The following is a 19,215-nucleotide window of genomic DNA, read 5'->3' as shown; positions in this document are numbered from 1 at the left end:
GAGATTGCGATGAACGATGCCGCTGTTGGCCTTGCCCTTTCCGGCAAGCATGCGCTGGTCACCGGCGCCGGTAGCGGCATCGGCGCCGCGATCGCCGTTGGCCTTGCGCGCGCCGGGGCGAATGTGACCCTGGCGGGTCGCCGCCGCGAACCGCTGGAAGCAACCGCCGCCCTTCTGGACTGGCAGCGATGCTTCATTGCCGATGGTTTCGATGTGACCAACCGCGAAGCCATTGCAACCGGGCTGGACAGCGCGCGCGCCGCTTTCGGACCGGTCAGCATTCTTATTAATAATGCAGGGGAAGCGCCGAGCGCACCTTTCGAGAAAACCAGTCTCGATATGTGGAGCCGCGTTCTCGATGTCGATCTGACCGGCGTGTTCAATGTAACGCAGGCCACCCTTGACGACATCAAGGCGGGCGGCAAAGGCGGGCGCATCATCAATATCGCCTCCACGGCGGGCCTGAGCGGTTATTCCTATGTCTCGGCCTATTGCGCCGCAAAGCACGGGGTCGTCGGGTTGACCCGCGCGCTGGCGTTGGAACTCGCCCGCAAGGGCGTGACCGTCAACGCCGTTTGCCCCGGCTTCACCGATACGCCGATCATTTCCCGCTCGATTGCGGCCATTGTCGCCAAGACCGGGCGGTCGGAGGAAGATGTGCTGGCGGAATTTGTCAAGGCGAACCCGCAGGGACGCCTGATACAGCCGGAAGAAGTGGCTGAAACCGTGCTGTGGCTCACATCGCCCAGCGCGCAATCGATAACTGGACAGGCGATTGCAATCGCCGGTGGGGAGGTAATGGCAGGATGAACGACGGCACAATTTCGATGGCGAGCAATCTGAAGCCTTTCAAGGATTATCAGGCGACGCATTTTCTATGGCAGACGAGCGAAGACGGTCGCGTTGCCACGCTGACCCTGAACCGCCCGGACCGGAAAAATCCGCTGACGTTTGAAAGCTATGCCGAGCTGCGCGACCTGTTTCGCAATCTCGTCTATGCCTCCGACGTGCGCACCATCGTCCTGACCGGCGCTGGAGGAAACTTCTCGTCGGGCGGCGATGTTTTCGAGATCATCGAACCGCTGACCCATATGACGATGCCAGATCTTCTGGCTTTCACGCGCATGACCGGCGATGTCGTCAAGGCCATGCGCAAATGTCCGCAGCAGATCATTGCCGCCGTTGACGGCATTTGCGCCGGTGCTGGCGCTATTCTCGCCATGGCATCGGATTTGCGCATCGCCACGCCGGAAGCCAAGACGGCCTTCCTCTTCACCCGCGTCGGCCTTGCTGGCGCCGATATGGGCGCATGCGGCATTCTCCCGCGACTGATCGGTCAGGGCCGCGCGTCGGAACTTCTTTATACCGGACGTTTCATGAGTGCTGACGAAGGCGAGCGCTGGGGCTTCTTCAACGCGCTACATCCGCAAGGCGATCTTTCGGGTAAGGCCGAAGCGCTGGCGCGTAGTATTGCCGACGGTCCATGGTTCGCGCATGGCATGACCAAAACCATGCTCAATCAGGAATGGGCGATGGGCATTGAAGAGCTGGTGGAATCGGAAGCGCAAGCACAGGCGATCTGCATGGCAACGCAGGATTTCCGCCGTGCCTTCGAGGCTTTCGCAGCCAAGCAGAAGCCCGTTTTCGAGGGGAACTGACGATGGATAGTTCCGCAGCAAAACCGCTGACGCGGGAGCATCTCGACTGGCCGTTTTTTGGAAGCGCCCATGCCGACTGGGCCGCAAAACTGGATGCCTTCGCGGCAAGCCCGGCGCTGGCCGGTGTCGACCACAGCGACACGGACAATGCCTGCCGCGCGCTGGTGAAGGCACTCGGCCAAGCCGGGCTGCTGGAAGCAGCAGTCAGCCTGACGGGCGGCGAAGGTATAGATTCCCGCAAGCTTTGCATTGCCCGCGAGACACTGGCCTATCATGACGGTCTCGCTGATTTCGCTTTTGCCATGCAGGGCCTTGGCACCGGTGCGATCAGCCTCACGGCATCGGACGAACTCAAGCAGACCGTGCTGCCGAAAGTGGCAAGCGGCGAATGGATTTCGGCCTTTGCCCTGTCGGAAAAACTGGCGGGGTCCGACGTGGCGGCGATGAGCTGCGCCGCCAGAGCCGACGGCGATGATTATGTGCTCGACGGTGAAAAGACCTGGATTTCCAATGGCGGCATCGCCGATGTCTACACCGTCTTTGCCCGCACGGGCGAGGCACCGGGAACACGGGGCATTTCCGCCTTTGTGGTTTTCGCTACCGATCCCGGCTTTTCCATCGCAGAACGCATTGATGTGATCGCGCCGCATCCGCTCGCCACGATCCGCTTCGACAATTGCCGCATCCAGGCCTCGCGTCGCCTCGGTGCGCCGGGCGAAGGTTTCAAGATCGCCATGCGCACGCTCGATATTTTCCGCGCATCGGTTGCGGCGGCGGCACTTGGCTTTGCGCGCCGTGCAGCCAGCGAGGCGCTGTCCCATGCGCAGTCGCGCCCGATGTTCAGCGGCGCTTTGGCCGACTTGCAGCTGACACAAGCCACGCTCGGCGACATGGCGACCGATATCGACGCCGCAGCACTTCTGACCTATCGCGCCGCATGGCGGCGCGACGTTCAGAAGCTGAACACCACCAAGGAAGCCGCGATGGCCAAGATGGTTGCGACGGAAAACGCCCAGCAAACCATCGACAAGGCCGTGCAGATGTTTGGCGGTCGCGGCGTGAAAAGCGGCGAAATCGCCGAGCGGCTTTATCGCGAGATACGCGCACTTCGCATCTATGAGGGCGCAACGGAAGTGCAGAAACTCATTATCGCGCGCGAACTGCTGAAGGCCAACTAAGCCTTTCCCGCACGTATTTTCTGGAGACACAACATGCATAAGACACTTCAGCCGCAAGGCTGGGCCCGCCCCATCGGATATGCCAATGGCGTTGAAGCGCGTGGGCGCACCGTCTATATCGGCGGCCAGATCGGCTGGAACGAACAGCAACAGTTCGAGACCGACGATTTTGTCGAGCAGACCGAGCAGACATTGAAGAACATTGTCGCCATTCTGGCGGAAGCTGGCGGCAGGCCGGAGCATATCGCCTCCATGACGTGGTACTTCACCGACAAGGCGGAATATAACGCCAATCTGAAAGGCATCGGTCGCGCCTATCGCGATGTGATCGGCAAGCACTTCCCCGCCATGGCGGCGGTGCAGGTGGTCGCGCTGGTCGAAGATCGGGCCAAGATCGAAATACAGGCTTTTGCCGTAATACCGGACTGAGACCACCATGGCCGATAGACGCGAATTCTCCCCCGTTGTGACAGGCATGGTTGTCGATGGCATTCTTGTCGTCACGATCGACAACCCGCCGGTCAATGCCACCTCTGCCGAGGTGCGCAAAGGGCTTGCCGCAGCCATTCACCATGCTTCCGCAACAGCTGCGATCCGGGCGACCGTGCTGAGCGGCGCAGGCAAGATCTTCATCGGTGGGGCGGACATTCGCGAATTCGGCAAACCGCCGGTTGAACCGACATTGCCGGATGTCATCACGATCATCGAAAGCGCCGACAAACCCGTGGTGGCCGCAATCAACGGCCCCGCTTTGGGCGGCGGGCTTGAAGTAGCACTTGCGGCTCACGCCCGCATCGCATCGACCAGCGCCTCCTTTGCCTTGCCGGAAGTCAAGCTTGGGATCGTGCCCGGCGCTGGCGGCACGCAGCGCCTGCCCCGATTGATCGGGCCGCTCGCAGCACTGGACATGATCGCCACGGGACGCCAGATTGCCCCGGACGAAGCGCAGCAACTGGGCCTGATCGACCGGATATCGAGCGGCGATCTTGTGGCCGACGCCGTTGAGCTTGCCAAAGCGCTAGTCGGCACGTCCTTGCGCCGGACCGGCGATCTACCCGTTACCGCACCCGATGCCGCCACCTTTGAACAGGCCAAAGCCAAGATACTGAAGAAAGCGCGCGGCGCGACCGCGCCCATTGAAGCGGCAAGGCTCGTTCAACTCTCGACAACGACCGCGATTGCCGAAGGTCTGGCTGAAGAACGCACAACCTTCATCCGTCTGCGCGACAGCGAAGAGGCAGCCGCCTTGCGGCATCTTTTCTTTGCCGAACGCGCCGCTGGAAAAGTCGAAGGCATGGAGGCAAAACCTCTGGCGCTTTCGACCATCGGCATTGCCGGGACCGGCCTGATGGGATCAGGCATTGCCGTCGCCAGCCTTGCCGCTGGCTACACGGTTATCGGCTATGAAACGACCGCGGAAGCAGCTGCCAAAGGCCATGCGCGGATTACTGATATGATCCAGAAAGCCGTCGATACCGGCAGGCTTTCCACCGAAGCCGCAGACGCGCAACGCTCAAAGCTCTCCGTCAGTGCCGATATGGCTGCGCTTGCCGATGCCGATCTCGTCATCGAAGCCGTCTTCGATGATTTCACCGTCAAGGCATCGCTGTTCCGCGAGCTCGACGCTTTACTGCCTCCGGCAACCATACTGGCAACCAATACCAGCTATCTCAATCCGGATGAACTGGCCGCCGTTACGAACCGCACCGACCGGGTGCTGGGCCTGCATTTCTTCTCGCCAGCCAATATCATGCGGCTCCTGGAAGTGGTGCGGTGCGCGGAAACCTCCGACGAGACGCTTGCAACGGGTATCGCCTTTGCCCGCAAAATCAAGAAGCTGTCCATCGTCACCGGTGTCTGTGAAGGATTCATCGGCAACCGGATGTTTTCGGCCTATCGCACGGAAGCAGAGAAAATGCTGGCTGAAGGCGCCTATCCCGAAGATATTGATCGTGCCATGGAAGCCTATGGCTTTCCGATGGGACTCTTCGCGGTTTACGACATGGCCGGCCTGGAAATTGCCTGGGCGCGGCGCAAGAGAGCGGCGGCAAGCCGCGATCCGAACCTTCCCTATTTCGACGTTGCCGATAAATTATGCGAAGCCGGGCGTTTTGGCCGCAAAGCCGGTCTCGGCTGGTATCGCTATGCGGACGGTGTCCGCACAAACGACCCCGACGTCCACGCGCTGATCGACGATTACCGCGCGCGCAACGCCATTGTTCCTCGCAGTTTCAGCGATGAAGCGATCATGCAGCGCCTGCTCGCCGCCATGGCGCATGAAGGGCAAGCCCTGCTTGAAGAAGGCATTGTGCGCCATTCCGACGACATTGATCTCGTTCTGGTCAATGGCTACGGCTTTCCCTCGATCAAGGGCGGCCCCATGTTCGCGACACGCCAGACTGGAGAAACCCGATGACAGAAGCTTTCATCTGCGACTACATCCGCACCCCCATCGGACGTTTTGGCGGGGCGTTGTCCAGCATCCGCACGGACGATCTTGCCGCTATTCCGCTCAAAGCACTGGTCGAGCGCAATCCGGCACTGGATTGCGAGGCGATTGAGGACGTGATTTTCGGCTGCGCCAATCAGGCAGGGGAAGATAACCGCAATGTTGCGCGCATGGCGGCACTGCTTGCTGGTTATCCCGTTACCGCCACCGGTACGACGATCAACAGGCTTTGCGGTTCCGGGATGGACGCCGTGCTTGCCGCCGCGCGCGCCATTCGTGCAGGCGAAGCAGAACTTATGATTGCGGGTGGTGTGGAAAGCATGAGCCGCGCGCCCTTTGTTTTACCTAAGGCAGACAGCCCGTTCTCCCGCCGCGCAGAAATTCACGATACGACAATTGGCTGGCGTTTCGTCAATCCGGTGATGAAAGCTCAATACGGCATCGACTCCATGCCGGAGACCGGGGATCACGTGGCTGTCGATTACGCGGTCACACGCGCCGATCAGGATGAATTCGCCTCGCGAAGCCAGAAGAAGGCTGCTGCAGCACAAAGCAACGGCCGACTGGCGCAAGAAATAACGCCCGTTTCCATTCCTCAGCGCAAGGGTGATCCCGTGGTCGTCGGTGCTGACGAACATCCGCGCGAAACCACGCTGGACGCACTGGCCAAACTGAAACCAATCAACCGGCTGGAAGGTGCCACGGTTACAGCTGGGAATGCGTCGGGCGTCAACGATGGAGCGGCAGCGCTCATCATTGCTTCGGAAGCCGCTGCCCGCAAGTTCGGCCTCACGCCTGTTGCTCGAGTTCTGGGTGGTGCTACGGCAGGAGTTCCTCCACGCATCATGGGTATCGGCCCAGCGCCAGCCAGCCAGAAATTGATGGCACGGCTGGGAATGAAGCAGGAGCAGTTCGATATAATCGAACTGAATGAAGCCTTCGCCAGCCAGGGATTGGCCACGTTACGTCTTCTTGGAATTGCCGACGACGACATCCGCGTCAATCCGAATGGCGGTGCCATCGCTCTCGGACATCCGCTCGGCATGTCCGGAGCCCGTATCACCGGCACGGCAGCACTGGAATTGAAACTTGGCGGCGGTCGCTTTGCGCTCGCCACTATGTGCATCGGTGTGGGGCAAGGTATCGCCATCGCGCTTGAAAGGGTTTAACGTCCATCGCAACGATCAGCCCTTTAGAGCGCGTCAGTCTGCGATCAAGGCAAGCGTATCTCGATGCCTAACAAAGTTTCTGCAAAAGCCGTTGCGTTGCTTCAATGTCCTGGATCATCAGGCTGCCCGCTTTTTTTGCGTCGCCGGCACGAATGGCATCCAGCATTTCGTAATGATAGGCTGAATAAGGATGGATAATACCCTGGTCCACTTGCTGACGGACATGATTGGAAAGAAGGCGCATATAGGGTCCAAGTCGCAGCCACAGCGTTTCAATCATCTGGGGTAATGTTTCCGATCCCGATAGTTCGTAGATCGTGAAATGAAACTCCTGGTTCTTGCGCAGCATCTCATAGATCTTGCCTTCTTGACCGAGAGCTTCATGCTCCCGCGCGAGCGTCAGACAGCGGTCAATATCGGCAGCCGTCATCCGCGGCGTCGCAAGTTCGGTGGCAAGCCCCTCGAGAGCAACGCGGACCCGACAAATGTCATCCAGCCGTGTCCGCGAAATATCAGGCACACGTGCCGATCCATTGCGGGCGATTTCCAGTCCGTTCTCCGCCGCCAGCCGTCGCAGCGCCTCACGTACGGGCATATGGCTTGTGCCGAACTCCTCGGCAAGTGAAGCGATCGTCACCGCCTGCGACGGCTCGAATGAGCCCCACATCAAAGCCTGGCGAAGCTGTTGGTAGACACCGTCCTGCACAGTTACGCGCGAGGATACCTTCAACAGACGGGTTTCACCGATCATTTGCTTCAAATCCCTTGTCTCCGTGTTCCTCAGTTATAGCATTTTACCACCCGATAGGATCACCGGGTGTCGCATAAATACGGTGAAAACAACAGGTTCGAGCAGAAGTCAGCATGGAACCAAAAGGTTTAATCGAGCGCCAGCCTATCCAGCGCATCACACAAGGCTTCCGTTTCCATCAGGGAGGTCACCGACCCAGGTGAAAACCGCAGAATACGACTGCGACAATCACAGTAAAAATTTTCAACCTTCAATGCGGTTACGATCGCGGCCGCCCTTTCAGCCGAAACCGCTTGCACCATCACACTGCCGCCGCGCTCTTCAGGCCTTTCTGGAGAGACCAACGACAGTGCAGTGTTGGCAGCGACCCGTTCCACAATCTTGCCGGTCAACAGTTCGTTGTGCCGGGCCAGCACGTCGACACCTGTCGCGGAAACAAAATCAAGGCCGGGTTGCGAGGCTATAGCCGCCAGCACGGCAGGCGTGCCATGGTCGAAGCGCCGCGCATCGTCGGCATAGGCAAAAGTATCAAGATCCCAGGAAAACGGATTAGGTTGACTAAACCAGCCACGCAATTCCGGCTTGCAAGTCGTCAATAGTCCCGGACGCACATAGATTGCCCCTGCTCCCGAACTTCCACAAAGCCATTTGAGAGACGATCCCACCACGACATCTATCTCTCCGACGGAAAAGGGGCGGATGCCTACGCCCTGGGTGACATCTGCAACGATGATCGTGCCGTGCTGCCTGCCGTGTTGGGACATCAGGTCCAGGTCGGCGCGCTTCGATGTCGTGGACGACACCCATGTCACCAACGCAATCGCAACATCGCTGCCCCAAGCATCGATGAAATCCTCGTCGCGTACAAAACTCTCGCCCTGTCTCATGGGTACGGTTTCGAGCGTAAATCCGAACCGCGCCTGCAACCCGGCCAGCAAAAAATGCAGACTCGGGAAGCAATCGGCGGCGGCCAGAATTCGGCGGCCGCGCAATAATTCCTCAGGCAGTGCACCGATCAGACTGTAAAGGGCCAGTGTCACATTCTCTACGGTAGTCATGGAGCCTGCGGGGGCGCCAATCAGGTTCTCCCAGCTTCGGATGAAATGCCCGCGCTCCGCCAGCATTGCCGGCCATTGAGAGTCATTTTCTGCCGACCAGATATCCGAATAACGACTAAGTGCCGCTTTCACCTTTTCCGCTTTACCCGGAAAGGTACCGATCGAGTGATAGAGAAAATAACCGCTCATATTATGCCTGCCATTGCTGTTGCCGATATCCGTCGATGAAACCGAAATTGGAACTATCGGACTCTTTCCTTTTTGAACCGCGCCTCAAGAAGCGCGACCAAGCGCACAAGCGGCAGCAGGAGGATGAGATAGATAAGCGCTGCGCCGATCAACGGTGTCGGATTGGCATAAAGCGCCTGCGCGTCCTGCGCTTCCTTCAAAAGCTCGGGCAGAGCCACAGTAGACGCCAATGCGGTGTCCTTGAACATGGAAACACAATTGCTGGTAGTCGGCGGAATGATGATACGGATCGCCTGTGGCAAAACCACTTTCCACAGAGTAACCGGGAATGGAATTCCAAGCGCAGAAGCAGCTTCGAACTGGCCGCGTGGTACACTTTCGATGCCGGACCGGAACACTTCCGCCGAATATGCCGCCATAACCATGGAGAAAGACATGATGGCAGAGGTCCAGGCAGAAAAGCGTATCCCGATGAATGGCAGTGCATAATAGATCAGGATCAGCACGACCAAAACCGGCATGGCGCGGAATACATCGATATAGGCGATCGCGAGATAACGAAGAACCTTCGGTCCGTAGATACGGACAATACTGATCAGCAAGCCCGACAGAACACCAAAGAAAATGCTGGCGATACCGATGAGAAACGTATTGAGCAGGCCACGTCCAAGCGCTGGCAGGCTCGAAACGAGAACATCGGTGTTCAAGAAGGTTTCGACGAATGTCATATTGGCGTCCTTCGCAGGCAAATCCTGGGAGCGCACGACCGGTCAGTCTGAGAAGTAACGGTCGAAGATGGGCCGATCCTGCAAATGCGGCCCATCTGTCACCAACGTCAAAAGATTACGGCTGCGGGATCGGCACGACGGTGACTGTCGAGGAATTGGCGGCAGGGTCCGTACCGAACCACTTTTTGTGAATAGCCGCAGTGGTCCCATCCTGCTTCATGGCGGTAATCGCATCGTTGAGCTTGCCAAGCAACGGATGGTCCTTCGCCATCATCAGACCATATTGCTCCCCGGTCTGAATTCGGTCTTTCACGGCAAACCCCTTCATCTTCAGAAAGAGATGTTCCATGCCGGGTATGTCGGAAATGACGGCATCTATGCGGCCTGCACCGAGATCAAGAAACAGATCCTGTTGCGAGTTATAGCCTTTGATATCGGCGAAGCCTTTGGCCTCTTTGTTTTCCTTGACCCATTTTTCGCCGGTAGAGCCGGAAAGGGCACCAACGGTCTTGCCCTTCAAATCGGCCAGTCCGGTGACAGCGCTATCGGTCTTGGTCGCAACCCCGATATCTGAATCGTAGTAAGGCTGGGTGAAGGACTGTGATTTCAGGCGTTCCGGCGTGATTGTTATGGACGAAACCGCCACGTCGATACGCCGGGAAGTCGTTGCGGCAAACAGGGCCTGAAACCCGTAATCAGCGATTTCCGGCTCCAGTCCGGCCCGTTTGGCTGCCTCGGTCGCGATATCGATTTCGAAGCCTTCGAACGTCCCATCGGCATTTTTCAACTCGAAAGGAGGGTTGCTGGGATAGGCACCGATATTAAGTGCGTCGGCAGCCAGAGATGCAGATGTCATGGCAAAGGAGCTCGCAGCCAGAGCGCTTGCAAGGCCTGCCATAGCCAGAAAATTACGGCGACAGATCATCATGTTGTTATTCCCTCTATGGGTCGTTTCTTTTCGGCAGAAGTCCCTGCTCCTACCTGCGTCGACCTATTTGATTATTTGATCATATGGAATTTTAAGTTTCAACTAAAATCGCATTGGTCTGAGCAACCAGACCGCAGCGAAGATGCTCCAGTCATTCAAAGGGAACCAAAGAACCGCTGAAGGCGATCCATGGCTTCATTGACACGTGCAAGCGATTGCGAACCGAAACAGACACGCAAATGCCCTTCACCGCCCGCTCCGTAAAAACTCCCCGCTTCCAGCACAACGCCCGCCTCTGTCATGATGCGTTCGGCCATGTCCTGCGACTTAAGACCCAATGCAGCGATTTTGGGAAACGCGTAGATCGTGCCTTCCGGCCAGTCGCACGTGACACCAGACATTTGATTTAACCGCGACACGACAATGTCGCGCTTTACTTTGTCTTCCGTCACCAGTTCGGCCAATATCTCCTCCGGCCCTGAGATCGCCGCCAGCGCCCCCGCCTGAATGAATGTGTTCACGTGAGTGACGTCGTTGGTCGTGATCTTCAAGATACCTTCGATCATATGCTGCGGTGCTGTGAGATACCCAAGTCGCCAACCATCCATGGCAAAACTCTTGGTAAAAGCGAACATTGAAATCGTTCGCTCCTTCATGCCGGGCAACGAAGCGATCGAAACATGGCGCGCGCCATCGAACAGTATCTCTTCGTAAACCTCGTCAGAAACCACCACCAGATCGTGACGGCGAGCAATATCCGCCAGAACTTCCAGCTCCTCGCGACTGTAGACCCGTCCCGTCGGGTTACACGGATTGATCAGAACAATCATTTTTGTGCGGGCCGTGATCTTCGGTTCGATCAGTTCCGCCTTGATCGAGAAACGGTCGCTGGCATCCAGCGGCGCCAGAACAGGTTTGGCTCCGGCGAGTTCTATCTTGCCGATATGCTGAGGATAATAAGGTTCCAAGAGGATTGCCTCGTCGCCCGGGTCAAGCAGCGCCATGAAAGCGGCAAAGGACGCATGGGTCAGCCCGTTAGTGACAACGATATCGGAGGCTGAAACATCCATGTCATTCTTCTCACGCAGACGGGCGGCCAGGGCTTCGCGCAATTTTGGGATTCCCTGAAAATGCGAATAATGGACATCGCCTGCCATCAATGCATTGACCGTCGCCTGCTTGATATGCAGTGGCGTATCGGCATGGGGGCTGCCAAGCTCCATGTGGATGAGGTCACCGGCATCCGCTCCGAGTGCCGCTGCCCGGGCATACATGCCAAAAGATTTGCTGGAACTTTCGGTGATGCGTCTGGCAAGGCGGATCATGAATCTATCTCTCCTGTTGTTTTCCGTCTCAGCCCCGCCCCTCAGCGAGTGTAAAAGCCGGCCTTCCGGGAGCCTGGTCAGCTTGGCGTAATCAAACCAGCACCGTCCTGTCCCTTTGTTTTCACATCTTCGTCGTGAGCACACTGCATGAACGCAGCTTCAACCTGGATTGGCTTCCCAACATGCGCGCATCTAAAGATCATTTGATCAAATAAGCAAGTGAAATATTTCCTGATAATTTCTGCAAGTGCAGGAATTATATCATTCCTCATATCCAATTGTTATTGTTGTGTTTTTTATCGTATCTCAACGCGAAGGCAGAGAGTAGATCAGTCATCCATATCGAATGGCGGAGCTGGGAATGCTATTCCTCATTGTCATCCATGAGGTGATTGCCGGCCGATTTTTTGAGACGCTTCATATCTCTCAGCAACGAAGCGATGGTGTCGCGATCGACCTCGGCCATCAGATCACGTAACCAGCTTTCATGGACCCGCGCCATTTCTGCGAACACCGTCTGCCCAGAATCAGTCAATCGCGCGACGGTAACGCGTCTGTCGGCACCGGGTGTTTCACGACGCACAAGACCGTCGGCTTCCAATCGCTCAATCAAGCCGGTGATGTTGCCATTCGTCACCATGGTCCGGCGCGAGAGTTCCCCGAGCCGTAACCCGTTCGGTTCCCGGTAAAGTTGGGCAAGAATGTCGAATTGTGGCAGCGTGACACCAAATTCTTTGCGCAGACGGCGGCGGATTTCCTGTGAAACCAGTCTGGTTGTTGCAAGCATACGCAGCCAGAGGCGCAACTCCTGCTTTTCGCTCTCATCGACTTCGGTGACTATAAATTCGAGATCCATTATCCGCCCGGTGCATATCGTTGCGCTGCAATCAATGAGAATTGCGCCAGACAGCCGATATTTCAAGCCTAAATTAACCTGACCGCTACACCCCTGCCCTTTATTGGTCGGCAGATCACACAAAAACCTTCCCTTAAAGCAATCGAACTGTGAAGAATGCCGTCGACATGCGAGCCCAGTTTTTACAGATGACCGATATTATACTTGAATGCATATAACTGCATTACCTTGCACGAGGTTTCACTACCAGTCACGACAGGACGCACGGACAAAAAAGTCCAGAAAATTCGGTTTATTGGCGAACGCTCTTCTGCCGCGAGAAAATTCCTGGAAGATTCTGTAAAAGAGATACTTGCAAGAGCATATTCCCTGCCATAGGCTTCGAGTGAACGTCCGAAAGAGACCGGTTCATCAAGGACCGCACAATAATGCCGGCGCCGGCTCAGGGCGAAATGGGGATTTCATGAACGATACATCTGCTCTTTCCAGCCTTGCGTCCGGACTGCTGTCTGGCACCGTCAAGGTCGTTGACATCACCGCGCCACTCGGTCCGGATACGCCCGTCCTTTACCTTCCCCCACAATTCGGCAAAAACACACCGAACGTTAAAGTTCACACTATCAGCCAGTACGATCAGGACGGTCCGTTCTGGGCCTGGAACTGGATAGAGCTTGGCGAGCACACCGGCACCCATTTCGATGCCCCGTGTCACTGGATCACCGGCAAGGATCACTCCAACAACACCACCGATACGATCCCGCCACAGAACTTCGTTGCTCCCGTAAACGTAATCGACCGTTCCGCACAAGCCGCCGCCGACGCTGATTATCTGCTGACGGTTGATAGCATCAGGGAATGGGAAGCAGAGCATGGCGAAATTGAAGCCGGGTCATGGGTTTTGATGCGCACCGACTGGTACAAGCGCAATGGTTCAGCCGATACATTTCTGAATGCCGATGAAAACGGTCCACATTCTCCGGGACCAACGGTTGAAGCAATCGAGTATCTGCTTTCCAAAGGCATTATCGGTTGGGGTCAGGAAACAGTCGGTACGGATGCAGGATCCGCAGGAGCCATGACCCCTCCATTTCCGGCACACAACCTCATGCACAAGGCAAACCGATACGGACTGGCAAGCCTGAGCAACCTTGATCAGCTACCAGCCAAGGGGGCGATCCTGATCGCAGCACCCTTGAAATTCGTGAAAGGAACCGGCTCGCCGGTCCGTGCACTCGCACTCGTCGTCGGAGAAAAAACGACCGGACAGTAGCATCTGCGACAAGGAAGTCCTGCACCGAGCCAAGAAAGGCTACGTCACATACTATAAAGTATGTTGCGTTTCACTGTCTCCAGCGATTGGAGGCAGTGAAAGCGCGCTTTGATTGAACTGATTTCGAACGGTCGGTGATTGAACCACTTCTTCCGACCACAGTGCGCGGCAAACCTCATGTCGATGAACAGCACATTTCGAACGGTATTCTCTGGCATCTGAGAACAGGTGCACCCGCATTCCAGTTCGGTACGATCCTCTTCTTGGAGGCTTGCTTTAGGAGTTTTTGCCTCTTTCGTCATTGCGCAGGCGGTGCGGGCGGAAAATCGCCTTGCAACTGTGGCGACGGCGACGGCGACGGCGAAGATAGCTGCGGCTCCGGTTCAGGTGCCAGAGGCGACGGACTGTCGATCATATTGCCGCTGTCCGGCTCCGCATTGAGCAGAGACGTATCGGGTTTGTCACCGAAGATGCCGAGACGCGCTTCCACAGCCTTACGACCCGCTTCGTCATAGGCACCACCCGGAACAGCCTTCGCCCAGCCATTGGCAACCAGCCATGCGGCTGCATCTTCATTGCCCAGCATGCATTCGGTCGCGACCGCAGCACCGCTGTCATTTTGCGGCAGGCGGCACATAACGGCACGGGAACGCAACCATTGCCGGAAGGCAGTGCGCGCCTGCATGCCGCACGGCCAGCTTTCACCGGAAGCGGTCTGGCAGGTCTGTTCTAAGGGTACGATTTCGATGCCCTGCAATTCAATCATACGGCCCTGACTTTCAAGCCGTCCGGCCGCCACAGCGACAGGTCGCTGCAAAAGCTGCATCTGTTCGCCCGCATCGACAGGCGTGGCCGGTGCCGGTGGCTCTGGCGGTTTGGGCGTGGATGCAAGACCGAGATCGCTCAGCGGTGGACGCGGTGCCTCGCGTTCAATGCCGTTGTCATTCACCTGGTCGTTGACCTTGCCGTTCTCTTTCCACGCAGGCGGCTGCCCTTCAACGGGGGCGGCTTGGCCCGGTTGCGGCGACGTCTCCTCTGAGGCATTGCCCGTTTCAGGCGATGTCCCCGGCTCGTTATAGTCGAACTGTTCGACGACGATGCCGCTTCCCGTACCGGATTCTGTCTTCGTATCACCGGAGTTGATGACGACCACCGGGCGATCCAGTGCACCATAGAACGGCGCCACGAAGGCTGCGATCAGAACTGCGCCTGTTATGCCAGCCAGACCGCCGAAAACGGCGCGTGCATGGCTTCTATCCTGCGATTGCGCCATTACTGGCTCGCCCATAAAATGCGGGCGACCCATTCGATATCCTTGGACTCGAAAATGCGGTTCGGATGTTCGGGATTGAGCGAATGGAGCTCAATGGTTCGTGGCGTCTGGCGATGCAGGATCTTGGCCATCACTTCTCCGTCTTTCGTCCGCACCACCACGCGATCGCCCCGGCGAATGGCGGTATTGGGTGCTACGATCAGCGTATCGCCATCACGGTAAAGGGGCAACATTGAGTCGCCCGAAACCTCCAGCGCGTACACACCTTCTCCCGATCCGGCTGGGAATTCCACAATGTCCCAGCCTTGTCCAGCCGGAAACCCGGCATCATCGAAATAGCCGCCAGCGCCCGCTTCGGCCATGCCGAGCAATGGAATGGACTGCATGTCCTGCGTATATTCGCCGAATTGCGGCGTGCGGTTTCCGCCACGGATGAGCCGCGTGAATTCATCGAACGTCGAGCCGGTTGCTTCCATCACCTTGGCCAGCGATTCCGTCGAAGGCCAGCGCGCACGCCCATCGGAAGCATAGCGCTTGGATTTGTTAAAGGTCGTAGGGTCGAGCCCTGCACGACGCGCCAGCCCGGACGCGCTCAGGGAATGACGTTCAGCCAGGGCATCAATGGCCGCCCACACGCTCTCGTGAGAAAACATAGTAATGATCCGCCACCTAGGTTCCGACATATCTTCCTGAATAATCCCCATCAGGAAAGATATGTTTCAAAGGATTTTAAACCTATTATTCCGTCCCATCTTCGGCTTCAACCTACCGAAAAAGCAGTAGTTGCGCAAGACGGCTGAATTAGCAGGGAAAATTTTCTTACCCGGGAATGGTGCAGTTCAGCTATGGCAAGGAGCACAAACAAAAAGCGCGGCATGAAACATGCCGCGCCTGATAATCTTGCGAAGGATTAAGCTTACGCTGCCTTCTTTGCTTCCGTCTTGTACGGGTTGAAACGCTGGTAGAAGCTTTCACCGTTTTCGGCCATGTCGAGCAGAAGTTTCGGCGCCTTGAACTGCTGGCCGTACTTCTTCTGCAACTCCTTGGCAAGCTTGACGAATTTCTTCGCACCCATGCCATCGATATAGGACAGCGTACCGCCGGTATAAGGCGCGAAACCAAAGGCAAGAATGGAGCCGACATCGGCTTCACGCGGATCGGTGACAATGCCTTCTTCCATCACGCGGGCCGCTTCCAGAGCGATGGTGACGAGGAAGCGCTCTTTAAGCTCCTTCACATCGATCTTGTCCGGATTCTGCTGTGGATAGAGATCCTTGAGGCCCGGCCACAGATGCTTCTTGGCAGGCTTCGCCGGATAATCGTAGAAGCCCTTGCCGTTCTTGCGGCCCTTGCGGTCGAACTCGTTGACGAGACGATCCACCAGTTCTACATGGCGCGGATCGACCGCCTTTTCACCGAGATCGGCAAGGGTTGCCTTGAGGATCTTCTGTGACAGGTCGATAGCGGTTTCGTCGTTGAGCGCAAGCGGACCAACCGGCATACCGGCCATACGGGCGGCATTTTCGATCATGGCCGCCGGAACACCTTCAACCAGCATGTTGTAGGCTTCCGACATATAGCGCAGCACGCAACGATTGACGTAGAAGCCACGCGTGTCGTTGACGACAATCGGCGTCTTCTTGATCGCACGAACGTAATCAAGGGCTACGGCCAGTGCCTTGTCGGACGTCTTCTTGCCGAGGATCACTTCCACCAGCATCATCTTGTCGACAGGCGAGAAGAAGTGGATGCCGATGAAGTTCTTCGGACGCTTAGAGACTTTCGCAAGACCAGTGATCGGCAGGGTCGAGGTGTTGGAAGCAAAGACTGCGGAAGTCTTGAGCACTTCCTCGGCCTTCTCAGTCGCAACACGCTTGACTTCGCGGTCCTCGAACACGGCTTCGATCACCAGATCGGCACCTTCGAGAAGCGCATAATCAGGCGTTGCGGTGATGAGCGACAGGAGCTTTTCCTTGTCTGCTTCCGTCGCGCGGCCCTTCTGCATTTCCTTGGCGATGAGGTCAGCCGTATGCGCCTTGCCCTTGTCGGCAGACTCCTGATCGCGGTCGATCAGCACAACCGGGATGCCTGCCTTGGCCGTCACATAGGCGATGCCTGCACCCATGAAGCCAGCGCCGATAACGCCGATCTTCTTGAGCTTGGTCGGCTTTTCATCGACCGGACGGCGTGCGCCCTTGTTCAATTCCTGCAGCGACACGAAGAGCGAACGGATCATCATGCCCGCTTCGGTCGTCTGGAGAATTTCGGTGAAATAGCGCTGCTCGATCTTGAGGCCGGTATCGAACGGCACCAGCAGGCCTTCATAAACCGACTTCAGAATGGCAAGCGCTGCCGGATAATTGCCGGATGTTTCGCGACGCAGGATTGCCGTTGCGGCAGGCCAGAGATTCGCACCGGCAGCCGAATAGATCGCGCCACCCGGCAGTTTGAAGCCTTTTTCATCCCATGGCTGAACCGGCTTGAGACCGCCCTTGATGAGCTTCTTTGCGGTTTCGACCAGCTTCTTGGCCGGAGCAATCTCGGTGACGAGACCCATTGCCTTGGCGCGCTGCGCGGTCAGGCTGGAGCCGGTCGTCATCATCTGGAGCGCATCCTGCTGATTGGCAAGGCGCGGAACGCGCTGCGTGCCGCCAGCGCCCGGAAACAGACCGACTTTCACTTCCGGCAGAGCCATCTTCACGCCCGGTGCATCCGACACCACCCGTGCATGGCAAGCGAGCGACATTTCAAATGCGCCGCCCATGCAGGTGCCGTTGATAGCCGAAACCCAAGGCTTGCCGCAAGTTTCAAGCTTGCGGAAAAGACCGCTCATCTTGCCGACATTGTCGAACAGGGTCTGGACCGCGCCCTGCGGGTCTTTGGCCTTCTGCTTCTGGAATTCCTTGAACATGCCTTCCAGCATGGTCAGGTCCGCGCCGCCAGAGAAGCTGTCCTTACCTGACGTAATAACAACGCCCTTGATCTTATCATCGGCAGTCACCGCGTCGATGATGGAATTCAGTTCCTGCATCGCCTCGACGGTGAAGACATTCATCGACTTTTCAGGCATGTCCCAGGTGACGAGAGCAATGCCATCGGCGTCGGTTTCAACTTTGAAATTTACATAAGCCATTCGTAAAACCTCCCTCGCCTTAAACGCGCTCGATGATTGTCGCCGTGCCCATGCCGGCACCGATGCACAAGGTCACCAGTGCGGTGTTGAGATCGCGGCGTTCCAGTTCATCCAGCACCGTACCGAGGATCATAGCGCCGGTTGCACCGAGCGGATGGCCCATGGCAATGGCACCGCCATTGACGTTCATCTTGTCGTGCGGAATGTCGAAGGCCTGCATGTAGCGCAGAACAACGGCCGCGAAGGCTTCGTTCAGCTCAAACAGGTCGATGTCCGAGATTTTCATCTTCGCCTGCTTGAGAAGCTTCTCCGTCACATCGACCGGACCGGTCAGCATGAGCGCCGGTTCGGAACCGATGTTGGCAAAAGCACGAATGCGCGCACGCGGCTTGATGTCGAAGGCCTTGCCAGCCTTCCTGGAGCCAACCAGAACGCCAGCCGCACCATCGACGATGCCCGACGAGTTACCGGCATGGTGGACGTGATTGACGGTTTCGATTTCCGGGTGGGCCTGAATGCCGACCGCATTGAAGCCGCCCATTTCGCCCGGCATCACAAAGGACGGATTGAGCTGGCCCAGAGCCTGCATATCGGTCGTCGGGCGCATATGCTCGTCATGATCGAGAATGGTCAGGCCATTCTGGTCCTTGATCGAAATGACCGAGTTCTTGAAATAGCCCTTTTCCCACGACTTGGCGGCACGCTTCTGGCTTTCGACGGCATAGGCATCGACGTCATCGCGGCTGAAGCCATATTTCGTGGCGATCAAGTCGGCGGAAACACCCTGCGGCATGAAATAGCCGGGGAAGCCGACCGATGGGTCCATGTACCAGGCACCGCCCGACATGCCCATGCCGACACGCGACATGCTTTCCACGCCGCCTGCAATCACCAGATCGTCGGAACCGAAGGCGACCTTGGCTGCTGCCAGATTGACCGCATCGAGGCCCGAGGCGCAGAAACGCGAAATCTGGATGCCCGGCGCCTTGAAGTCGTAACCGGCTTCAAAAGCTGACGACCGCGGGATGACCGCACCAGCTTCACCGACCGGGTCGACGCAGCCGAAAATAATGTCATCGACCTTTGCCGTGTCGATACCGTTGCGGTCGCGCAGGGATTCCAGAACTTTCGCACCCAGACGAACGGCAGGCACTTCGTGCAGGCTGCCATCCTTCTTGCCACGTCCGCGCGGTGTGCGCACGTGATCGTAAATATAAGCCTCAGCCATGTTGACTCCTTCCCGCTAAATT

17 protein-coding genes and 1 pseudogene are annotated in these 19,215 nt (G+C 57.3%); 8 read left to right on the top strand and 10 right to left on the bottom strand.

Annotation, left to right across the window (positions count from 1 at the left end; all coding sequences use genetic code 11):
• Positions 1–9: 9 nt before the first annotated feature.
• Genes KWJ32_RS00800 through pcaF form a run of 6 tightly spaced genes read left to right on the top strand, consistent with a single transcriptional unit; the run spans position 10 to position 6,454 of the window.
• A complete protein-coding gene (locus KWJ32_RS00800; protein ID WP_012093351.1) occupies positions 10–810 on the top strand; it encodes an SDR family NAD(P)-dependent oxidoreductase in 801 nt (266 codons plus the stop codon).
• Positions 807–1,658 carry an enoyl-CoA hydratase family protein gene (locus KWJ32_RS00795; protein WP_012093352.1) on the top strand — a complete coding sequence of 284 codons (852 nt, stop codon included), beginning with the start codon at positions 807–809 and terminating at the stop codon, positions 1,656–1,658. The genes KWJ32_RS00800 and KWJ32_RS00795 overlap by 4 nt, the downstream gene beginning before the upstream one ends.
• A 2-nt stretch (positions 1,659–1,660) precedes the next feature.
• On the top strand, positions 1,661–2,836 hold the full coding sequence (locus KWJ32_RS00790) for an acyl-CoA dehydrogenase family protein (protein WP_012093353.1): 1,176 nt from the start codon (positions 1,661–1,663) through the stop codon (positions 2,834–2,836).
• A gap of 33 nt (positions 2,837–2,869) precedes the next feature.
• Positions 2,870–3,265 (top strand): RidA family protein, encoded by a 396-nt coding sequence (locus KWJ32_RS00785; RefSeq protein WP_012093354.1) that lies wholly within the window; start codon positions 2,870–2,872, stop codon positions 3,263–3,265.
• A gap of 7 nt (positions 3,266–3,272) precedes the next feature.
• Positions 3,273–5,252, top strand: coding sequence for a 3-hydroxyacyl-CoA dehydrogenase NAD-binding domain-containing protein (locus tag KWJ32_RS00780; RefSeq protein ID WP_012093355.1), 1,980 nt, complete (start codon positions 3,273–3,275; stop codon positions 5,250–5,252).
• Positions 5,249–6,454 (top strand): 3-oxoadipyl-CoA thiolase, encoded by a 1,206-nt coding sequence (pcaF, locus tag KWJ32_RS00775; protein ID WP_012093356.1) that lies wholly within the window; start codon positions 5,249–5,251, stop codon positions 6,452–6,454. The genes KWJ32_RS00780 and pcaF overlap by 4 nt, the downstream gene beginning before the upstream one ends.
• Positions 6,455–6,521: 67 nt before the next feature.
• On the opposite strand, the gene KWJ32_RS00770 is transcribed toward pcaF, so the two are convergent.
• The 6 genes from KWJ32_RS00770 to KWJ32_RS00745 all read right to left on the bottom strand — a co-directional run bounded on the left by KWJ32_RS00770 (position 6,522) and on the right by KWJ32_RS00745 (position 12,412).
• Positions 6,522–7,205, bottom strand: coding sequence for a GntR family transcriptional regulator (locus KWJ32_RS00770; protein WP_010659202.1), 684 nt, complete (start codon positions 7,203–7,205; stop codon positions 6,522–6,524).
• Positions 7,206–7,333: 128 nt separating this feature from the next.
• Entirely contained in the window at positions 7,334–8,452 is a 1,119-nt protein-coding gene (locus tag KWJ32_RS00765) for an aminotransferase class V-fold PLP-dependent enzyme (RefSeq protein WP_012093357.1), read from the bottom strand.
• Between the two features lie 53 nt (positions 8,453–8,505).
• Positions 8,506–9,180, bottom strand: a complete 675-nt coding sequence (locus KWJ32_RS00760) for an amino acid ABC transporter permease (RefSeq protein WP_012093358.1) — start codon at positions 9,178–9,180, stop codon at positions 8,506–8,508.
• Between the two features lie 115 nt (positions 9,181–9,295).
• The gene (locus KWJ32_RS00755) at positions 9,296–10,108 is read right to left on the bottom strand and encodes an ABC transporter substrate-binding protein (protein ID WP_012093360.1); all 813 of its coding nucleotides are present in this window, start codon (positions 10,106–10,108) and stop codon (positions 9,296–9,298) included.
• Between the two features lie 155 nt (positions 10,109–10,263).
• Positions 10,264–11,433: an aminotransferase class I/II-fold pyridoxal phosphate-dependent enzyme gene (locus tag KWJ32_RS00750; RefSeq protein ID WP_012093361.1), complete on the bottom strand. Its 1,170-nt coding sequence runs from the start codon at positions 11,431–11,433 to the stop codon at positions 10,264–10,266.
• Between the two features lie 364 nt (positions 11,434–11,797).
• Positions 11,798–12,412 carry a MarR family transcriptional regulator gene (locus KWJ32_RS00745; protein WP_012093362.1) on the bottom strand — a complete coding sequence of 205 codons (615 nt, stop codon included), beginning with the start codon at positions 12,410–12,412 and terminating at the stop codon, positions 11,798–11,800.
• 340 nt (positions 12,413–12,752) lie between these two features.
• Between KWJ32_RS00745 and KWJ32_RS00740 the strand changes: the two genes are divergently transcribed.
• Positions 12,753–13,559: a cyclase family protein gene (locus KWJ32_RS00740; RefSeq protein ID WP_012093363.1), complete on the top strand. Its 807-nt coding sequence runs from the start codon at positions 12,753–12,755 to the stop codon at positions 13,557–13,559.
• A gap of 134 nt (positions 13,560–13,693) precedes the next feature.
• Positions 13,694–13,818 (top strand): annotated as a pseudogene (locus KWJ32_RS00735) (IS5/IS1182 family transposase); the annotation flags it as partial.
• Positions 13,819–13,857: 39 nt separating this feature from the next.
• On the opposite strand, the gene KWJ32_RS00730 reads toward KWJ32_RS00735, so the two are convergent.
• From KWJ32_RS00730 to KWJ32_RS00715, 4 genes are all read right to left on the bottom strand, one after another.
• A complete protein-coding gene (locus tag KWJ32_RS00730) occupies positions 13,858–14,832 on the bottom strand; it encodes a thermonuclease family protein (protein WP_040128613.1) in 975 nt (324 codons plus the stop codon).
• Positions 14,832–15,485: a helix-turn-helix transcriptional regulator gene (locus KWJ32_RS00725; RefSeq protein WP_012093365.1), complete on the bottom strand. Its 654-nt coding sequence runs from the start codon at positions 15,483–15,485 to the stop codon at positions 14,832–14,834. The genes KWJ32_RS00730 and KWJ32_RS00725 overlap by 1 nt, the downstream gene beginning before the upstream one ends.
• Positions 15,486–15,748: 263 nt before the next feature.
• Positions 15,749–17,965 (bottom strand): FAD-dependent oxidoreductase, encoded by a 2,217-nt coding sequence (locus tag KWJ32_RS00720; RefSeq protein WP_010659212.1) that lies wholly within the window; start codon positions 17,963–17,965, stop codon positions 15,749–15,751.
• A gap of 19 nt (positions 17,966–17,984) precedes the next feature.
• The gene (locus tag KWJ32_RS00715) at positions 17,985–19,193 is read right to left on the bottom strand and encodes an acetyl-CoA C-acetyltransferase (protein ID WP_012093366.1); all 1,209 of its coding nucleotides are present in this window, start codon (positions 19,191–19,193) and stop codon (positions 17,985–17,987) included.
• Positions 19,194–19,215 lie beyond the last annotated feature (22 nt).

Source organism: Ochrobactrum sp. BTU2 (assembly GCF_024539785.1).
Lineage (GTDB): Bacteria > Pseudomonadota > Alphaproteobacteria > Rhizobiales > Rhizobiaceae > Brucella > Brucella anthropi.
Note: the sequence above shows the minus strand (reverse complement) of the source record. Positions and strands in the feature narration are given on the sequence as shown.

Coding starts and splice junctions, on each gene's coding strand:
- pcaF (WP_012093356.1), top strand. CDS start 5,249: ATGACAGAAGCTTTCATCTGCGACTACATCCGCACCCCCATCGGACGT.
- KWJ32_RS00780 (WP_012093355.1), top strand. CDS start 3,273: ATGGCCGATAGACGCGAATTCTCCCCCGTTGTGACAGGCATGGTTGTC.
- KWJ32_RS00770 (WP_010659202.1), bottom strand. CDS start 7,205: ATGATCGGTGAAACCCGTCTGTTGAAGGTATCCTCGCGCGTAACTGTG.
- KWJ32_RS00765 (WP_012093357.1), bottom strand. CDS start 8,452: ATGAGCGGTTATTTTCTCTATCACTCGATCGGTACCTTTCCGGGTAAA.
- KWJ32_RS00730 (WP_040128613.1), bottom strand. CDS start 14,832: ATGGCGCAATCGCAGGATAGAAGCCATGCACGCGCCGTTTTCGGCGGT.
- KWJ32_RS00740 (WP_012093363.1), top strand. CDS start 12,753: ATGAACGATACATCTGCTCTTTCCAGCCTTGCGTCCGGACTGCTGTCT.
- KWJ32_RS00750 (WP_012093361.1), bottom strand. CDS start 11,433: ATGATCCGCCTTGCCAGACGCATCACCGAAAGTTCCAGCAAATCTTTT.
- KWJ32_RS00790 (WP_012093353.1), top strand. CDS start 1,661: ATGGATAGTTCCGCAGCAAAACCGCTGACGCGGGAGCATCTCGACTGG.
- KWJ32_RS00755 (WP_012093360.1), bottom strand. CDS start 10,108: ATGATGATCTGTCGCCGTAATTTTCTGGCTATGGCAGGCCTTGCAAGC.
- KWJ32_RS00785 (WP_012093354.1), top strand. CDS start 2,870: ATGCATAAGACACTTCAGCCGCAAGGCTGGGCCCGCCCCATCGGATAT.
- KWJ32_RS00715 (WP_012093366.1), bottom strand. CDS start 19,193: ATGGCTGAGGCTTATATTTACGATCACGTGCGCACACCGCGCGGACGT.
- KWJ32_RS00760 (WP_012093358.1), bottom strand. CDS start 9,180: ATGACATTCGTCGAAACCTTCTTGAACACCGATGTTCTCGTTTCGAGC.
- KWJ32_RS00795 (WP_012093352.1), top strand. CDS start 807: ATGAACGACGGCACAATTTCGATGGCGAGCAATCTGAAGCCTTTCAAG.
- KWJ32_RS00725 (WP_012093365.1), bottom strand. CDS start 15,485: ATGTTTTCTCACGAGAGCGTGTGGGCGGCCATTGATGCCCTGGCTGAA.
- KWJ32_RS00800 (WP_012093351.1), top strand. CDS start 10: ATGAACGATGCCGCTGTTGGCCTTGCCCTTTCCGGCAAGCATGCGCTG.
- KWJ32_RS00720 (WP_010659212.1), bottom strand. CDS start 17,965: ATGGCTTATGTAAATTTCAAAGTTGAAACCGACGCCGATGGCATTGCT.